Annotated in this window: 13 protein-coding genes and 1 pseudogene; 9 read left to right on the top strand and 5 right to left on the bottom strand. The window is 66.5% G+C overall.

Going from position 1 to position 17508, the window contains the following annotated elements; genetic code table 11:
- Positions 1 to 102: 102 nt before the first annotated feature.
- Positions 103 to 258, bottom strand: a complete 156-nt coding sequence (locus ACXAJT_RS21225; RefSeq protein WP_475238699.1) for an ATPase domain-containing protein — start codon at positions 256 to 258, stop codon at positions 103 to 105.
- A 460-nt stretch (positions 259 to 718) separates the two neighbouring features.
- Here ACXAJT_RS21225 and ACXAJT_RS21220 point away from each other — a divergent pair, with 460 nt between their 5' ends.
- The 9 genes and pseudogenes from ACXAJT_RS21220 (at position 719) to ACXAJT_RS21180 (ending at position 13917) form a co-directional block, all read left to right on the top strand.
- Positions 719 to 1225 (top strand): 2Fe-2S iron-sulfur cluster-binding protein, encoded by a 507-nt coding sequence (locus ACXAJT_RS21220; RefSeq protein WP_475238697.1) that lies wholly within the window; start codon positions 719 to 721, stop codon positions 1223 to 1225.
- On the top strand, positions 1222 to 2244 hold the full coding sequence (locus ACXAJT_RS21215; protein ID WP_475238693.1) for an FAD binding domain-containing protein: 1023 nt from the start codon (positions 1222 to 1224) through the stop codon (positions 2242 to 2244). Before ACXAJT_RS21220 ends, ACXAJT_RS21215 begins: the two co-directional genes overlap by 4 nt.
- Positions 2241 to 4436, top strand: a complete 2196-nt coding sequence (locus ACXAJT_RS21210; RefSeq protein ID WP_475238690.1) for a xanthine dehydrogenase family protein molybdopterin-binding subunit — start codon at positions 2241 to 2243, stop codon at positions 4434 to 4436. The genes ACXAJT_RS21215 and ACXAJT_RS21210 overlap by 4 nt, the downstream gene beginning before the upstream one ends.
- A gap of 530 nt (positions 4437 to 4966) precedes the next feature.
- Positions 4967 to 5353, top strand: a pseudogene (locus tag ACXAJT_RS21205) (sugar phosphate nucleotidyltransferase); the annotation flags it as partial.
- A 25-nt stretch (positions 5354 to 5378) separates the two neighbouring features.
- Complete coding sequence (locus ACXAJT_RS21200) at positions 5379 to 6140, top strand: sugar phosphate nucleotidyltransferase (protein ID WP_475238688.1); 762 nt, start codon at positions 5379 to 5381, stop codon at positions 6138 to 6140.
- 1 nt (position 6141) lies between these two features.
- Positions 6142 to 8232 (top strand): glycogen debranching protein GlgX, encoded by a 2091-nt coding sequence (glgX, locus tag ACXAJT_RS21195; protein ID WP_475238685.1) that lies wholly within the window; start codon positions 6142 to 6144, stop codon positions 8230 to 8232.
- 2 nt (positions 8233 to 8234) lie between these two features.
- On the top strand, positions 8235 to 9941 hold the full coding sequence (treZ, locus tag ACXAJT_RS21190) for a malto-oligosyltrehalose trehalohydrolase (protein WP_475238683.1): 1707 nt from the start codon (positions 8235 to 8237) through the stop codon (positions 9939 to 9941).
- Positions 9938 to 12145, top strand: coding sequence for a malto-oligosyltrehalose synthase (gene treY / locus ACXAJT_RS21185; protein WP_475238681.1), 2208 nt, complete (start codon positions 9938 to 9940; stop codon positions 12143 to 12145). Before treZ ends, treY begins: the two co-directional genes overlap by 4 nt.
- A gap of 152 nt (positions 12146 to 12297) precedes the next feature.
- Positions 12298 to 13917 carry an FAD/NAD(P)-binding protein gene (locus tag ACXAJT_RS21180; protein WP_475238678.1) on the top strand — a complete coding sequence of 540 codons (1620 nt, stop codon included), beginning with the start codon at positions 12298 to 12300 and terminating at the stop codon, positions 13915 to 13917.
- Between the two features lie 395 nt (positions 13918 to 14312).
- On the opposite strand, the gene ACXAJT_RS21175 is transcribed toward ACXAJT_RS21180, so the two are convergent.
- From ACXAJT_RS21175 to ACXAJT_RS21160, 4 genes are all read right to left on the bottom strand, one after another.
- On the bottom strand, positions 14313 to 15263 hold the full coding sequence (locus tag ACXAJT_RS21175) for a YihY/virulence factor BrkB family protein (protein WP_475238676.1): 951 nt from the start codon (positions 15261 to 15263) through the stop codon (positions 14313 to 14315).
- A 77-nt stretch (positions 15264 to 15340) separates the two neighbouring features.
- Entirely contained in the window at positions 15341 to 16483 is a 1143-nt protein-coding gene (locus ACXAJT_RS21170; protein ID WP_475238674.1) for a DUF3618 domain-containing protein, read from the bottom strand.
- On the bottom strand, positions 16476 to 16871 hold the full coding sequence (locus ACXAJT_RS21165) for a phage holin family protein (protein WP_475238671.1): 396 nt from the start codon (positions 16869 to 16871) through the stop codon (positions 16476 to 16478). The genes ACXAJT_RS21170 and ACXAJT_RS21165 overlap by 8 nt, the downstream gene beginning before the upstream one ends.
- Entirely contained in the window at positions 16871 to 17446 is a 576-nt protein-coding gene (locus ACXAJT_RS21160; RefSeq protein WP_475238668.1) for a hypothetical protein, read from the bottom strand. The genes ACXAJT_RS21165 and ACXAJT_RS21160 overlap by 1 nt, the downstream gene beginning before the upstream one ends.
- Positions 17447 to 17508 lie beyond the last annotated feature (62 nt).

Below are 17508 nucleotides of genomic sequence, written 5' to 3'. Positions count from 1 at the left end.
TGGAGTCTATCGCAGCGCCGAGTCCTCTCAATCGCCAGTGTGTCGGCTGTTGGGCAGCGGCCCGCGCATTCGGGCCAGGCCGACTTTCCGTTATTACATCATCTAGGACTCGGCTGCCCCGACGGTCTGGATAGTTTTGCCGGTCCCATGGGCATCGTAGATGAGCAAAACCCCGTCTTGCGGATATCCCCCATGCAGCACACGGTCCAAACCAGAGATGCCCGTTGCGACTGCGTCTCCGAAAATTGCCTCTGGCATGCATTATCCCCAATATCCACGTGCAGAAAATTTGCCTGCGGTCGTGCGCAGTTGGAATGGATGCTAGAAGAGTTCGCCTGATAGTCAAAGACATCTACCCCCTTTGGAGTGCGACCGGGCCGCTTTGGGCCAGTCGCGGAGAGGCCAGTTTCGTGCCGCGGTGCGCGGGGCAAACCAGCCCGGCGGTGTGGAGACGTTGGGCTGATCACAATGAAAACTTGATGGCGGAGCGTACCCGTAGACCGGGTCTAGCGGCGCGGACGTTGGACCTGCAAAGACTAATGCCCGCTTTTTCTTTTGGCACATTAAACGTCCGTAAAGTTTGGTCTCTCTGCCCGTGCCTAAGGCATCGACACGCTTGGGGCCGGAAGTTCCGGAACTCTACCGTGGCCCGAGTGGTTCTGGTTTCAGGGGCGCCACGTGTCGCCCGAGCCAAAGCCACATTTGAAAAGAAAGCCATATGCGCACACGATTCACAGTGAACGGTGAGCCCCGCGAGGTCGAGCACGACACGCGAGCCACCCTACTTGACACCCTGAGAGACCAGCTCGGTTTGACCGGTACGAAAAAGGGCTGCGACCACGGCCAGTGCGGCGCCTGCACGGTTCTGGTAAACGGCCAGAGGGTCAATTCCTGCCTGTGCCTCGCCGCCATGCACGAAGACGATGAGGTGACCACCATCGAAGGGCTCGGCAGCCCGGAGGCCCTGAGCGCTCTGCAAAAAGCCTTCGTGGCCAAGGACGGCTACCAGTGCGGCTTTTGCACGCCCGGCCAGATCGTGTCGGCCACCGCGATGCTCGAAGAGCTGCGCGCCGACGACCCGTCCTACGCCTCGGCCTCGCTGGAGGGCGAGATGCCGCTCGACGACACCGAGATCGCCGAGCGCATGAGCGGCAACCTATGCCGCTGCTCCGCCTATCCGCTGATCCGAGAAGCCATCGCCATGGCCGCCGAGGTGAAATCATGAGGGACTTCGATTACACGCGGGCCGAAACGCTGTCCGGCGCTGCGGGCGAACTCGGCGAGGACGCGAGCATCATCGCTGGCGGCACCAACCTGCTCGACCTGATGAAAATACAGGTGATGACGCCATCGCGGCTGGTGGACATCACGCGGATCGACGGCCTCAAGGACGTTTCCGAAGACGGTGACAGCCTGCGCATCGGCGCGCTGATCACCAATTCCGAGCTAGCGGCGGACCCCCGCGTCCGCAACGGCTGGCCGCTGCTGTCGCGCGCCATCCTCGCCGGGGCTTCGGCGCAGATCCGCAACAAGGCCACCACCGGCGGCAATCTTCTCCAGCGCACGCGCTGCCCGTATTTCTACGACACGGCCATGCCCTGCAACAAGCGCAACCCGGGCGAGGGCTGCGCGGCGAAAGAGGGCGTGGGACGGATGCTGGCGATCTTCGGCACCTCCGAGCATTGCCTTGCGGCGCATCCCTCGGACATGGCGGTGGCGCTGACTGCGTTGCGCGCCGAGGTCGAGATCCGCACGCCGCAGGGCGCGGCGCGCCGCATCCCAGTGAGCGAGCTTTACAACCTGCCTGGTGACCGCCCGGACCTCGAAACCGTGCTGGCGCCTGACGAGATCATCACCGCCGTCTGTCTGCCCGCGCCGATGGTCGACACACGGCAGGTCTACAAGAAGGTACGGGATCGCGCGTCCTATGCGTTCGCGCTGGTCTCTGTCGCAGCGGCCCTCGCAATGGAAGGCGACCGCATCGCTTCGGTCTCCTGCGCCTTCGGCGGCGTGGCGCCGCGGCCTTGGAGCGCCTCGGAGGTCGAAGAGGCGCTTGTTGGCGTGGTCCCCTCCGATGAGGCCTTCGGACAGGCCGCGGACAGGCTGCTGCAGCAGGCGCGCTGCCATCCTGAAGCCGAGTTCAAGAAGCCGCTGCTGCGGCGCACCCTGATCGCCGCGCTGCGCGAGGCCACCGGCCTTGCCGCGTCCGCGCCCGGCGTCGAGACCGCGAGGATCCCGGCATGACCAAGACATTCCGCATGGACGAAGCGCAGCCGCGCCTTTTGGACGAAACAGGGCAGGGGATCGTCGGCGCCCCGCTCGACAGGCCCGAGGGCCCCAAGAAGGTGTCGGGCCGCGCCGCCTACGCCGCTGACGGGCTGCCCCCACACGCGGCGCACGGGGTGCTGGTGCGCGCGACCATCTCGCAGGGGCGCATCACCTCGATCGACGAGTCTTCGGTGTCGGGCATGCCGGGCGTGCTTGGCGTGTTCCACGGCCCGAAGATGATCCGCAATCCCGCGCAAGGCATGGCGGGCGCCGCGCCGGTGCAGCCGGACGACGAGGTGCATTATCATGGCCAGCCGATCGCGCTGGTGGTGGCCGAGAGCTTTGAGGCCGCGCGCGATGCGGCGCAGCGGCTGACGGTGAACTACGAGGCCGAGGACGGTGTGATCACCGATCCAGCCCGCAGCGAGACGCACGAGCAGGGCGATCCGGAAACGGCGGGCGATTTCGAGGCGGCCTTCGCGGCCTCCAAGGTCACACTGGATCGCACCTATACCACCGCGCCCCACGTGGCGGCGGCGATGGAGCCGCACGCGGCGGTGGCTGAATGGGACGGCGATGCGCTCACCCTCCGCGGCGCGCTGCAGATGCTGCGTTTCAACAAGCAGGAGCTGGCGGATTCGCTGGGAATCGACGCCGAGCAGGTGCGCATTCTGTCGCCCTACATCGGTGGCGGCTTCGGCTCCAAGCTGGGGATTGGTCCTGAGGCGGTGGCGGCAGCCATTGCCGCGCGCGAACTGGGGCGACCGGTGCGCGTTGTGATGACCCGGCAGAACGTCTTTGACAGCGTTTTGCGTCGGACCGAAACTAGTCAGCGCTTGCGCCTCGGTGCGGACAAGGATGGACGGCTGCGCGCGCTCTCGCATGACGACCGCGTCTCGAACATCCGCGACGAAGGCTTCGCCGAACCGGTGAGCCAAGCCTCGCAGTTCCTCTATGGTGCCGAAGGTATGAGCTTCACTCAGACGCTGGCCCGGATCTGCCGCACCCCGACGGGATCCGTCCGTGCGCCGGGCGAGGCGGTGGGAATGCTGGCGCTGGAACAAGCCATGGACGAACTGGCCGAAGAGCTGGGCATCTGCCCGGTGGAGCTGCGCCTGAAGAACCTGCCCGACAAGAACCCGATGACCGACCAGCCGTTTAGTGCCACGCGCCTCGCCGATTGCCTGCGCGTCGGAGCCGAGCGGTTTGGTTGGGCCGATCGCAAGCCGATGGGCGAGCGCCGAGAGGGCGATTGGTACGTCGGCATGGGGATGGCTTCGGCGGCGCGGTCGAACATGCTGATCAAGTCCGCTGCGCGGGTGCGCCTGACCGGCGACGGCGCGGTGGTCGAGACCGACATGACCGACATTGGCACCGGCAGCTACGCCACCCTCGGCCAGATCACCGCAGAGATGCTCGGCCTTCCGATCGCGCAGGTCGAGGTGCGCCTTGGCGACACCAGCTTCCCCGGCGCGTCCGGGTCCGGCGGCTCCTTCGGGGCTAACTCCGCCGGCTCGGCGACCTTCCTCGCGGCGAAGGCGATCCGCCAGACACTCGCCGACCGCATGGGGTGCAGCCTGTCCGAGCTCACCCTGCAGGACGGCATCGCCCGCGGCGGCAACCGCGAAGTGCCGCTTTCCGAACTGGTCGACGTAGAGCTTGTAGAGGAAGCCAGCGTCGAGGCCGGGGGCACCTCCGAGAGCCACTTCTCCTCGGGCTTCGGGGCGCATTTCGCCGAGGTGGCGGTGCATGCCTACACCGGCGAGGTGCGCGTGCGGCGCATGCTGGGCGTAATGGCGATGGGCCGCATCCTTAACGAGAAAACCGCGCGCTCGCAGGCCATAGGCGGGATGATCTGGGGCCTCGGCTCGGCGCTGACCGAAGAGCTGTCGCACGATCCGCGCACCGGCCATCTAGCGACGCGCGACCTTGCGAACTACCACGTACCTGCGCATGCGGACGTGCCCGGAGAGCTAAAGGTGGTGTTCCTCGAAGAGCGGGACGACATGGCGAACCCGATCCAGACAAAGGGCATCGGCGAACTGGGCATCTCGGGCGCGGGGGCGGCGATACTGAACGCGGTGCGAAATGCCTGCGGCGCGCGTGTCTACGACATGCCTGCCACCCCTGACCGGGTGATCGCGGGGATGGACGCCGCGGATTTCTGATGCACAGTCCCCTGCCGCTTGTGCGGCGGGGGACACGTGCGTCGACCCAGCGATGGTTAAGCAAACGGGTGCGCCGCAAGGCCGCAAATAGCATTGTTGCCAGGGCAAAAGTACGCTTGACCGTGGCGCCGTTGGGCCGTGGGGGTTCTATCGCGCGCATTCTGAGTTCGAAATCAGCTCGGTCTCGCGCGGTAGGTGGTTCTGCCTATTGGCGCGAGTGGTTTGGCCTGTATTGCCCTATTGATGCAGCCGCGGCGCCCTAAAATGGAGTCGCAGACAGACGGCTCGGAAAACCAATGTACCGGCGTTGAGTTTCCAGGAGGCCGTCGCGATTTATGAGTGATTACGCGCCGGATATATCCGGCCTTCGGAATTCGACAAAAGCGCCCGATATTTTCAGGAACCAAAGTCGGGCCGGGGGGTTCCTGCTGAGGATCATCCGGCCGGCCTGATCATTTCGACCACCCCTACTGAAGGTGCGGATTGCGTCTTCAGTAGTGCACTTCAACATCCTGACAGGGCCATGATTCATGCGGATTTCCAAAAGCTTGCCGAGCACCGCCCGGTGCCTTCCCTTCCTGCTGGCGGGCGGTCGCGGCGCGCGCCTCTTTGAGCTCACCAGCGCGCAGTGCAAACCGGCCCTCAGCTTTGGATCCGGCGAGGGACGGATCGTCGATTTCATTCTGGCCGCGGCCGAGCGGGCGCAATTCGAAAGCCTGTTCGTGGCCACGCAATACCGCCCCGATGACCTGTGCCAGCACCTCAATCGGCATTGGGCGCATGGCTTTGCCAAAGGGATTTCGGTACGCGACGGAGAACTTCTGAGCCCCTACGGCTATCGGGGCACCGCCGATGCGCTGCGCTGCAACATCAGCGCCCTTGACGCCTATGCGCCGCGCGACGTCATGGTGCTGTCGGGCGATCATGTGCTCGACATCGACCTTGAGCAGCTGCTCGCCCATCACCGCGGGCACGGCCCTGCCGGTCACCGTTGCGGCGACGCCGGTGCCGCTGTCGCAGGCGCGCAGCTTTGGCATCTTCGATCTCGATGCGGATGGCGAAGTTTTTGGCTTTGCCGAAAAGCCAGCCGAGCCGCAGCCGATGCAGGGCGACCCCGAGCGCGCGCTGGCCTCGACCGGCATCTATGTGTTCGACTGGATCTGGCTCAAGCAGGTGCTGCGCGAAGCGCCTGGCCGTCCGACCACGCGGCATGACTTCGGGCAGGACATCCTGCCGCTGGCACTGCGCGAGGCGGCGCTGTCGGTCTACCGGCTGCCCGACAGCAGCGACGGCCAGAGCGCCTATTGGCGCGATGTGGGCTCGCTTGATGCCTACCGGCGCGCGCAGCTTGATTTCGCCGCCGAGGTGCCGCCGGTGGCGCTGCCCAAGACCATGCAGCGGGCGCAGACCGACTGTATCGACAGCATCGCCGAGGGCACGGTGTTCCTGCCCGGCAGCAAGATCGGCAGGCGCTGCCAGATCAGGAACGCCATCGTCGGCACCGGCGTGCGGCTGCCGGATGGGTTTCGCGCGGGCTATGACGCCGAAGAGGATGCCCGTTTCTTCCGCAGAACCCCCGAGGGCACGCTGCTGATCACCGCCGAGATGATGGACCGGCGCAACGCCGCCCTGCGCAAGACCACAGCAAGGGCCCCCATCCAGCGGGTGCCCCGGATGACCGCTCTCACCAGCTTGGAAGGCTGACATGATCGATCCGCGTGACGTCTCTATCGACCCAGCCCGGTCCCGACCGGATCAGTTGGGGGCCCGCTTCGACGGGGAGGGCACCAATTTCGCGCTCTTCTCCGACCATGCGGAAAATGTCGAGCTGTGCCTGTTCGACGAGGCTGGCGCGCAGGAGCTAACCCGGCTGGAGCTGCCCCGCGCCGAGGGCGGTATCTTCTTTGGCTACTGTCCCGATCTCGGGCCGGGGCAGGCCTATGGCTACCGGGTGCACGGGCCGTTCGAGCCGGAAAGCGGCCATCGCTTCAACCCGCACAAGCTGTTGCTCGACCCTTACGCCATGGCGATGCGCGGTCAGCTGACCTGGGACGATGCGCTGTTTGCTTATCCGGTGGGCGGCTCGGATCTGGATCTCGACACCCGCGACAGCGCGCCTTTCATGCCCAAGGCGGTGGTCGCCGACCCGGTGTTCGACTGGGAGGCGGATGCCGCGCCGCAGGTGCGCTGGCGCGATACGGTGATCTATGAGGCGCATGTGAAGGGGCTGACCATGCGCCATCCCGGTGTGGTGCAGGCCGACCGGGGCACCTTCCGCGCGCTCGCCTCCGACCCGATCATCGAGCATTTGCAAAAGCTTGGCGTCACGACCATCGAACTGCTGCCGATCCACGCCATGGTGCAGGACCGGCATCTGATCGAGAAGGGGCTGCGCAACTACTGGGGCTACAACACGCTGGGCTTCTTTGCGCCGAACCGCACCTATCTGGCGACCGAGGACGTGCGCGAGGTGCGCGCCGCGGTGAAACGCTTCCACGCCGCCGGGATCGAGGTGATCCTCGATGTGGTCTACAACCACACCGCCGAGGGCAACGAGCTTGGCCCGACCCTGTCGTTCAAGGGCATCGACAACGCCAGCTACTACCTGCTGTCGCCCGAGAACCGCCGCCATGGCTTTGACACCACCGGCACCGGCAACACGCTCAATGTCGCGCATCCGATGGTGCTGCGCATGGTGATGGACAGCCTGCGCTATTGGGTCGAGGCCTTTCACGTCGACGGCTTCCGCTTCGATCTCGCCTCGACGCTGGCGCGCGAGCCCGATGGGTTCGAGCGCGAGGGGGCCTTCTTCAACGCCATCCGGCAAGACCCGCTGCTGAGCCAGATCAAGCTGATCGCCGAGCCTTGGGACGTGGGCGAGGGCGGCTATCAGGTAGGCGGCTTCCCGTGGCCGTTCCGCGAGTGGAACGACAAATTCCGCGACGATGTGCGCGGCTTCTGGAAGCGCGAGCCGGGCAAGCTTGGCGCTCTGTCAGAGCGGCTGATGGGCAGCCCGGTGCAGTTCAACCACTCGCACCGCCCGGCCACCTCTTCGGTCAACTTCATCGCCGCCCATGACGGGTTCACCCTATGGGACACGGTCTCGTACAACGACAAGCACAATGAGGCGAACGGCGAGGATGGCCGCGACGGCCACAACCACAACCTGTCGGACAATATGGGCCATGAGGGTGCCACCGACGATCCCGGCATCATTGCCGCGCGCACGCGGCGGGTGAAGGGCATCCTGGCGACGCTGTTCCTGTCGCATGGGGTGCCGATGCTGCTGGCGGGCGACGAGATGGGCCAGACCCAAAGCGGCAACAACAACGCCTATTGTCAGGACAATGAGACCACATGGATCAACTGGGAGGCGGCGCGTCCCGGGCTGGTCGAGGCGGTCTCGGCGTTCACCGCGCTGCGCCGCGACTGGCGCGGGCATCTGGCGCCCTATGGGTTCTGGCCGCGCCCCGAGGCGACCGAGAGCATCTGGCTGCATCCCGAGGGGCGCGAGATGTCCGAGCGTGATTGGCAGGACGGCGGGCTTTTCGCCATGGGTTTGCGGCACCATCAGGAAGACTGCCCGGATCTGCTGATCCTGATCAACGGCGGCGAGTCCTGCACCTTCACTCTGCCCGAGGGGGCGTGGGAGCTTATCCTCGACACCGGACGCGAGGACACTGGGAGCGACGGGATCACCTGCGCAGAGCGCCCCGGACCCGAGATCACCGTGGCGGCGCAATCGGTGGCGGTGCTGCGCGATCGCGGCGGCGCTGCGGGCGCGGGAGGGGTCTGACCATGCAGCCGCGGTGGGGCGCTCATGCGGACGGGGATGGCCTGTGGTCCTTCGGCCTCTGGGCACCCAAGGCGCGGCGGGTGCAACTGCTGCTCGAGGGCCGCGAGATCGCCATGCGCAGCGAGGCGGGGGTCTGGAGCGTGCGGGTGCCGGCGCGGGCTGGCATGGCCTATCTCTTCAGGATCGACGGGCGGGATGTGCCGGACCCGGCGGCGCGCGCCCAGCTTGGCGGCGTCGAGGGGCCATCGCTCACCGTCGATCCCGCGCGCTACGACTGGGGCACGCCATGGCAGGGGCGGCCGTTGGAAGAGGCGGTGATCTTTGAGCTGCATGTGGGGGCCTTCACCCCCGAGGGCACATTCGCCGCCGCCGCCCGCCGCCTGCCGGACCTTGCCAGCCTTGGCATCACCGCCATCGAGATCATGCCGGTCTCGCAATTCGCCGGACGCCGCGGCTGGGGCTATGACGGCGTGCTGATCCGCGCGCCGCATCCGGCCTATGGCACGCCCGACGATCTGCGCGATCTGGTGGCGCGGGCCCAAAGCCTTGGCATGATGGTGATCCTCGATCTGGTGATGAACCACTTCGGCCCCTTCGGAAATCTGCTCCCCAGCTACGCGCCCGAGTTCTTCAACCAGCGCCCGACGCCCTGGGGCGACGGCATCGCCTTTGAGCGGGCCGAGGTGCAGGCGTTTTTCCGTGACGCCGCCTTGGGCTGGCTGCGGGAGTACCGGCTCGACGGGTTTCGTTTCGACGCGGTGCATGAAATCCGCGACGGACAGGACCAGCGCTTCATGCGCCAGCTTGCCGCCGAGATCCATGCGCTCGATCTGGGGCGGCCGGTGCATCTGATCTGCGAGGACGAGCGCAACCTGCCGCATCTGCGCGAGGCCGGGTTCGACGCCGAATGGAACGACGATTGGCACAATGCGATGCATGTGGCGGTCACCGGCGAGACCCATGGCTATTACAGCCGCTTTGCCGAGGATCCCTTTGACGATATCGCCAAGGCGCTGAGCCGTGGGCAGGTGGACGAGGGCCAGCCCCACCCCGAAGAACCGCGCGGCGCACCCGCCGCGCATCTGCCGTGGACCGCTTTCGTCAACGCCAATCAGACCCACGACCAGATCGGCAACCGCGCGCTTGGCGAGCGGCTGATCTCGCTGATCGGCGACGGCCCGGCGCGGGTGCTGCATGCGGCGCTGTTGCTGATGCCCTTCGTGCCGATGCTGTTCATGGGCGAGGAAGAGGGCAGCGCAGCGCCCTTTCTGTTCTTCTGCGATCCCCCCGACGAGGCCGGGCGCGCGGCAGTACGCAAGGGCCGCGGCGCCGAATTGACCCGCATCGGCTATGACCTGTCGGGAATGCCCGACCCCACCGGCCCGGAGGCGCTGGAGGCCTCGCGCCCCTATCCCGCATCAGACCCGGCGCGGGCGGCGGCGTGGCGCGATCTGACCCGCGATCTACTGGACCTGCGCGCGCGCAAGATCGTGCCGCTGCTCAGCTCGGGCAAGCTTGGGCTGGGCGCGGTCACGCGGCTTGGCGCGCGGGCCTATGCGGTGCGCTGGCCCTTCGCGGCGGGCGAGATCCGCATGCTGCTGTCGCTGGGAGAGCCCGCCACCGGCGCGCAGGGGCTGCCGCGCGCCGAGTTTCGGCTCGGCGATCCGACCCTTGATCCCTTTGCCATCGAAGTGGAGATCACCGCGTGAGACCTCTTATCGCGACCTACCGGCTGCAACTTCGTCAGGGTGTCGACTTTGGGCGTGCCGCGCAGCTTCTGCCCTATATCGCCGATCTGGGGGTGAGCCATCTTTACCTCTCGCCGATCTTCACGGCGCAGAGCGGCTCGACCCATGGCTATGACGTGGCCAACCCCGCCGAGATCGATCCGGTGCTTGGCGGGCGCTCCGGCTATGAGCGCCTCGTGACGGCGGCGGAGGCACATGGCCTCGACATCGTGCTCGACCTCGTGCCCAATCACACGGTGCTCAGCACCGAGAACCCGTGGCTTGTGGATGCGCTGACCCATGGCGCGGAAAGCCGCTTTGCCAAGTATTTCGACGTCGACTGGGCCGAGGGGCTGATCCTGCCGCTGCTGCCGCAGCCCAAAGACGAGATGCTGCAGCAGGGGGCCTTTAAGATCGACGCTGGCGGGCAGCGCATCACATGGCAGGGCGGCTGGCTGCCGCTCGCCCCCGGCAGTGCCGAAAGCGGCGACGTTGCGGAGGTGCTTGAGCGCCAGCACTGGCATCTGCGCCACTGGGTGCGCGAGCGCAAGCGCCTGACCCACCGCCGGTTTTTCAATATCACCAGCCTCATCGGGATGCGGATCGAACTGCCCGAGGTCTTCGAGGCGATGAGCGCCCTGCCGCTTTCGCTGCTGCGCGAGGGCTTGGCGCATGGGCTGCGGATCGACCATGTGGACGGGCTCGCCGATCCCGCCGAATACCTGCGGCGCCTGCGGCAGGAGGTGGGGCCAAAACTGCCGATCTGGATCGAGAAAATCCTCACCGGCGAGGAACGGCTGCAGCATTGGCCGGTCACCGGCACCACCGGCTATGAGGCCAACGACCGGATCACCCGGCTGCTGCTGGACGCCGAGGGGATGGACCGGCTCGACCGGATGTGGCGCGGTGCAACCGGGGCCAAGGGCGACTATGCGGCGGCCTGCCGCGCCGCGCGGCATCAGATCCTGTCCGAAGATTTGGCGGCGGAACTGTCGGAACTGACCCGCATCGCGCTGCAGGCGCTCAACGAGACCGACGCCGAGGAGGATGCCGCGTTGGTCAAGCCCGAGCAGATCAAAGAGGCGCTGCGCGCGCTGCTCGTCGCCTTCCCACGCTACCGCAGTTACATCGACAGCGACGGCCCGGGCGCCGAGGATCTGCAGCTGCTGACCCAGACCGCCGAAGAGGCCGCTGCCGCGCTGCCCGATCGCCAGGTGCTGGACCGGCTGCACGCGCGGCTCGCCGCCCCGAAGGGCCCCGCGGGCCGCGCCTTCGTCCGGCGCTTTCAGCAGGTGACCGGCGCGGTGGTGGCCAAGGCGCAGGAAGACACCGCCTTTTACCGCCACACCCGCTGTCTCGCCGAGGCCGAGGTCGGATCCGAGCCCGATGCGCCGCCGCTGACCCCGGCGGAGTTCGAGGACTATTGCACCGAGCGCGCCCGCCTCTGGCCGCAGGCGCTGACGCTGGGATCGAGCCATGACACCAAACGCGGCGAGGACGCGCGCGCGCGGCTCATCGCGCTGACGCATCTGCCGAAGGAAGCCGCTGTTCTCTGGGCGCAGGCCGCCCGACTGCAAGGGCCGAACACGCCCGACGGCTCGGTGCGCTGGTACATCCTGCAATCGGCCATCGCGCTTTGGGATCCGGACCGCGCGGACCTTGAGGACCGGCTGGCAGAGCATCTCGAGAAGGCGCTGCGCGAGGCCAAGGAACTCACCGACTGGCACGACCCCGACGAGGACGCCGAGGCGCAGGCGGCAGACTTCGGGCGGGCGCTTCTGGCGCAATGGCGGGCGGATCCGCCCGAGGCGCTGCGCAAACTCGTGGCGATGGGCGAGGGGCTGTCGCTGACGCAGCTTGCCCTGCGCGTCTTCATGCCGGGCGTGCCGGACATCTATCAGGGCAGCGAAAAGGGCAGCTTCGATCTGACCGATCCGGACAACCGCACGCCGCTCGACCCCGCCGCGCCGATCTCGGTGTTTGGCTGGCGCAAGACCGCGCTGCTCAAAGAGCTTGTGGCGCTGCGGCGCGCCGACCCCGAGCTTTTCACCAAGGGCAGCACCCGCCTCACACTCGAGGCCGAGGGCCTCGCGCTGACCCGCAGCCTCGAGGGGCGGGCGCAGCGGCTGCTGTTCTCGGCAGAGGGGGCGTTTGATCCGCAGTTCCGCCGCGCCTGGTTTGCATAGTCCAGTGCCGCGCAATAGGCGGCGCGTGTCCCCACCCGCCCGCGGGTCTGTTCCGAATTGCCTTTGGTGCCCCCCATCCACCCTCCATTCGGCGGAGATCGCGCATGGCCTATGAAAAACCCATCCCCCTGAGATCGCGTGGCAATCGTCCCGTGAGGCCGCCGCGCCCCCGCCCGCCTGCGGCGCATCGCGTCGCGATCGTTGGTGCCGGTCCGACCGGGGTCTACACGCTTGCCGCTTTGCTGCGGCAGGCACCGTCGCGGCTGCATGTGGACATCTTTGAGAAGGGCAGCGCCGCCGGTCCGGGGATGCCCTATAACTCCGATATGAACGCGACGGTCATGCTGTCGAACATCGCCAGCCGCGAGCTGCCGCCGGTTCTGACCTCGCTCAACGACTGGCTGCGCGGGCTCGACACCTCGGACCTGGCGCGCTTGGGGCTGCGCGCGGCCCAGATCAGCGACGAGGCGTTTTATCCCCGCCTTGCGCTTGGGGCCTATTTCACCGCGCAGATGTCAGATGTGATCGCGCTGGGGCGGCGGCAGGGGCACCGGATCGAGCTTCACCTGCACCACACGGTCACCGACATCGCGCCGCGCGCGGCGGGCGTCGAGCTGGCGTGGCGCAGTCCGGGCAGCGCGTCGAAGGCGGTTTATGCGGATGCGGTGCTGGCCACCGGGCACCGCTGGCCGGACCGGACGTGCGCGGGCGGGGCGGTGCTGCATTCGCCTTGGCCCGCCGAGAAGCTGACCCGGCTGCCGCAGCAGCGGATCGGCGTGCTGGGCACCTCGCTGTCGGCCATTGATGTGGCGGTGACCATCGCCTCGGCGCGCGGGCGCTTTTGCGAGGAGGGCGGGCGGATGCGCTATGTCGCGCAGGAGGGGCGGGAGCCGTTCCTGCTCAGCCTCATGTCCCGCAAGGGGCTGCTGCCCGAGGCGGATTACTGGTACGACCTGCCGCTGCCCGAGTTGCCCCGTTTGGCGGGTATCTGCGCGGAGGTCTCTGGCGTGGAGGAGGGCGCTCTGCTCGACCGCGCCTATCGGGCCTTCATTGCGGACCTGCAGGCGGCGGATCCGGCGTGGCTGGCAGGCCTCGGCGGGCCAGACGTGTCCTGCGACGCGTTTTGCCACGGCTATTTCGCCAAGCGCCTCGCGGCGGATCCCTTCGATTGGGCCCGCGCCAATCTTGTGCAGGCCGAAGAGACCGTCGCCAGCAAGACCCCGACGCCGTGGCGCAGCGCGCTGCTGCGGGCGCATGAGCTGTTCGAAGAGCTGATCCCAAGGTTCAGCGATGCCGAGGTCGCGGCGTTTCACGACACGCTGAAGCCGCTGTTCACCGATTGCTATGCCTGCGTGCCGCACCCGTCGATCAAGCGCCTGCTGGCGCTGCGCGAGGCGGGGGTGCTCGAGGTGCTGCGGCTCGGTGAAGAAAGCCAGATCACCGCCTGCGCACAGGGCGTTTCGGTGCAGCGCGGCGGGCAGGAGAGCCCGTTCGAGATCCTCGTCGATGCGCGCGGCCAGCGCGCCATGACGCTGGCAGACCTCGGGTTTCCGTCGCTGGCGCGCGCGGATCTTCTGTCAGAGCCGCTGCGCTTTGACGCTTTTGTCCTGCCCCTCGCTGCGCCCTGCGCGGGGCGCATCCATTGCGTCGCTCTGCCGGTTTTGCTCCGGCGTCATCCCTTCGTGCAGGGGCTGGTGAACGCCAGCGAAATGGGCGGCGAGACGGCGGAGCTGATCGCGAAAGCAATGCGCAAAACAAGCGCGCGGTCTTGAAGGTCGTGCATTTACAAGAACTCTCCCTAGGACGAGCCGTTTGCGTTGTGCCCTGGGAAGGTAAACGGCCGATATCGGTCTTTTCGTAAATTGATCTAAGCATACCGCGTGGCTGGCCCAGCGCCCGCACTGCCATGTGCACTTCACTCCTGCACCGGCCAGTTGGAACTACCAGGTCGAGGACTGCTTCAAGGAACTGACCCGCAAGCTGATGAAACGTGGCGTACACCTCTTGAGTGCCGATCTCGTGGGCGACGTCAATACCTTTATTGCGGCCTATAACGTGAATCCGAAACCATGCTGATGGGTCAGATCCGCCGACGAAATCCTTGCATCGGTCAAGAGGTTCGGCCAGCGCACCCAAACCCTATGCGATGAACTTTAGATACAGGCGACTAGCGTTCACCGCGCCCCTTGAATTCGTTGGCCTTCACTGCCCCGCGCTTACCGCGCGGGAGGTCCTTGCCGGTGGTCGTGTCGTGCAAGGTCTGCGCCTCCATCTCGGCATTGATCTCGGCCCCTAGCAGGATCACGTAGGCTGAAATCCACAACCAGAACAACAAAATCACAACGCCAGCCAGGGATCCGAAAGTTTCTTGGTAGGACCCGAAATGCTCGCTGTAGAGAGAGAAGGCGAGTGACCCGGCGAGCCAGAGCACGCAGGCGACCAGGGCGCCGGGGGTGATCCATACCCACTCCGCTGCCTTTCGGGAGGGGCCGAACCGGTAGATCAGCCCAATGCCGGCGACGACCAGCAAGAGCAGTACACCCCAACGCGCCCACGACGCAAAGGCTTCGAGCGCTGGACCAAGCTGGAAGATCGCGAGCATGCCGGGCAGAACGAGAAGCGCCCCGATGGCTAAGAGTAATCCGGCAATCAGCAGCAGCGTGAGCGCCAGCGTGGTCAGCTTGAGGCGGATGAAGCTGCGCTCTTCCGTTTCGTCATAAGCAACGTTCAGCCCTTCGATCAGATGGGCAACGCCTTGCGAAGCGGAATAGAGCGCAAGTAGCACACCCAGAGCGGCCGCAAGCCCAAGGCCGCCACTCTGCGACCCCGCTACAGATTTTGCCTGCTCTATCAGGATCTCGGCGGCGCGCGGCGGCAACACCTCGGTGATTTGCTGGATTTGCGCTGTGACATCGGCGGGGGTGATGAAAAGTCCGGCGATCGCCATGAGGGCAGTTATCGCGGGAAAAATTGCCAGCAGCGCATAGAATGCGACACCTGCGGAAACCAGGCTGATCCGGTCTGCGGCCAATTCGGATTTCACGCGCATCGCGATGGCTTTCCAGCCGGTCAAGCCGATCTGGCGTGGCCGTGTGGCGAAGGAACCGTCGTTTGGCATGACAGCAATCATCCTTGATCATATCAAATTTGCGCCGGTGCCACTCGGCACCGGCGCGAAGTCTCGGTCAGCTGATGTCAGCCCTGCTTCGGCGTGTCCGAGGTCACGTCCGGACGGCCCAGGTTCTGCGCCTCCGCTTCATCCCGCACCCGATCCTCCAGACGCTTTCCGGCAGACTTGGCGGCATCGGCAAGCGCATGCTCGGCGGGCTTGTCGCCGGGGGTGCGCTCGTCAGCCTCTGCGCGCGCGTCGCGGGCGATGCTGTGACCCTCGTCCATGGCGGCATCGGCGACCGCTGCAAGCTTGTCTCGCTCCTCGCGGAAGATCGCGTCGGCCTCGGCGAACAACGCGTCGCTGTAATTGCCCATGAGGTCGTCCTCAGCCTTGCTACGCGGTGCCGCTCCGCCGAGGGCGGCACCGGCCGCGATGGCAAGGGCGCCTGCCACGAGGGGATGCTCGCCGAAGAAATCGGCGGCGCTTGCACCGGCTCGTTGCACGCCCTTACCTGCACGCTCGCGGGCGATCAGCGCGCGTTCGCGGGCTTCGATGACACGGCGCCGCGCGCTTTCCGACATGCGCTCGGTCCCCGCGGTGATGCGACCGTAGCCGTCTTCGAGTACCGATTGCGCCTGAGCCGACTTTGCCGCGATGGAGCCGCGCGCAGCGCTTCCGGCCTCTCCGACCTTGGCGCGCGCTTCGCCTGCGGTGGCGGCCGCGTTGTGGCGACCCGCCTCGAAACCCGCCTTCAGCCGAGCTTGCGTCCGATCGACGCCGTCACCGAAGGTCTCGCTCTCCTCGCCGTCATCAAGGTGTAGATCATCGTAGTAGCTTGGACGGTAGCTGGTGCCGTAGCCCGGCTTACGGGTGGCCCAGTCCGGTCCGGCCGACGCGCTTTCGGCGGGTGCCGCCCCGCGGCTCTTGCGGATTTGGCGGCTCAGAGGATCTCCCGCTAGACGCTTATCCTCGTCATCATAGGAGCGACCAAAGACCATCCACGCGAGTCCGGCGGCGGTCAGCGTGAGCCCGATGGGATTTTGCTTGGCCGACTTCGAGAACGCCTGTCCCATCTCGCTGCCGTGGGTCTGCAGGTGGCGGCCCACCTGTGCCACGATCTCGTCTGCCGAAAAACGGCTCTGGAGTTCCGAGACGGAAGCGGTCAAGCCCTCGCGCTCACGTTCAATTTCGCGCTCGATTTCTGCCGCCGTTTTGCGATTAGCCATTGGTCGTCTCCCTGATTGCGGACACGTCGCGACGGACGTTCTCGGTGGTGCGGGTCGGCGCAAGGCTGCTTGCCTTGAGCTTGCTCATCCCGCCCTTGATCATGATCAGCGCTGCAATGAGGGCGACGCCGCCGACGATCACGGCAGACCAGAAAGAATGAATGCCTGCTGCGGTCAGAGCGGCCACCAGCGCGGCGGCAATGACGTTGAGGCCAACAAGTGTGAAGACCACACCGGCGACAATCACTCCCACCGCCGTCGCGGCACCGTTGAGGTTCTCGCCCAGCTCGGCGCGCGCCAGTTCCATTTCCTTACGCACCAGCGTGGTGACATGTGCGATAATGTTGCTCACCAGATTGGTGGTTCCGGTTGTCTGTTCGGTCGGCATCAGATGTCCTCCGGTTCCGGGCGGTGATACGCTGGGGTGGCAGGGCTCGCCGCGGTCGGTGTTGGTGTAGGTTGCGCCGGAAGGTCGCGGGCACGGGCCGAATCCACGGGGCTGGTCGGTGGCTCAGGGCGCGGCCCGGGCTCCGGTGCCGGGCCCGAACGGCCTCCGCCCTTACCGGCCTTGGCGAAACGCGCGGCGGCGAGACCGAGAACTGCGGCGCCGCCGAGATAAGCGATCGGGTTGCGACGCGCGAAGTCCGAAAGGCCGCTTGCCATTTCGCCTAGGTCTTTGTCTCGAATTGACTCCGATGCATCCGCCAGCGTCGAGGCGATCTGCGACATGGTCCGCTCCTGCGGAGAGCCGCTGCGCATTTCCTCGGCGGCTTTGCGAAGCGCGTTCGAGACGTCCGAGACCTCGTCTGCCATATGGCCGCGCTGGTCTTCCTCGAATCCGCTGGCGCGCTCTTTCACTTCCTCTGCCGTATCACGGGCTTTGGTCCGGAGATCGTCGCGCATCTCGCGCGCAGCGCTTTCTGCGGCAGGTGTCGTCGGAGTGTCTTGGGAAGGAATGGTCATCCTTGCCTCCTTCGGTTTGCATTGACCGGCGGTACGCGCCGTCATTGCCTTGTCAACCCGCG

Source organism: Salipiger sp. ABF4_146, from assembly GCF_056161345.1.
Note: the sequence above shows the minus strand (reverse complement) of the source record. Positions and strands in the feature narration are given on the sequence as shown.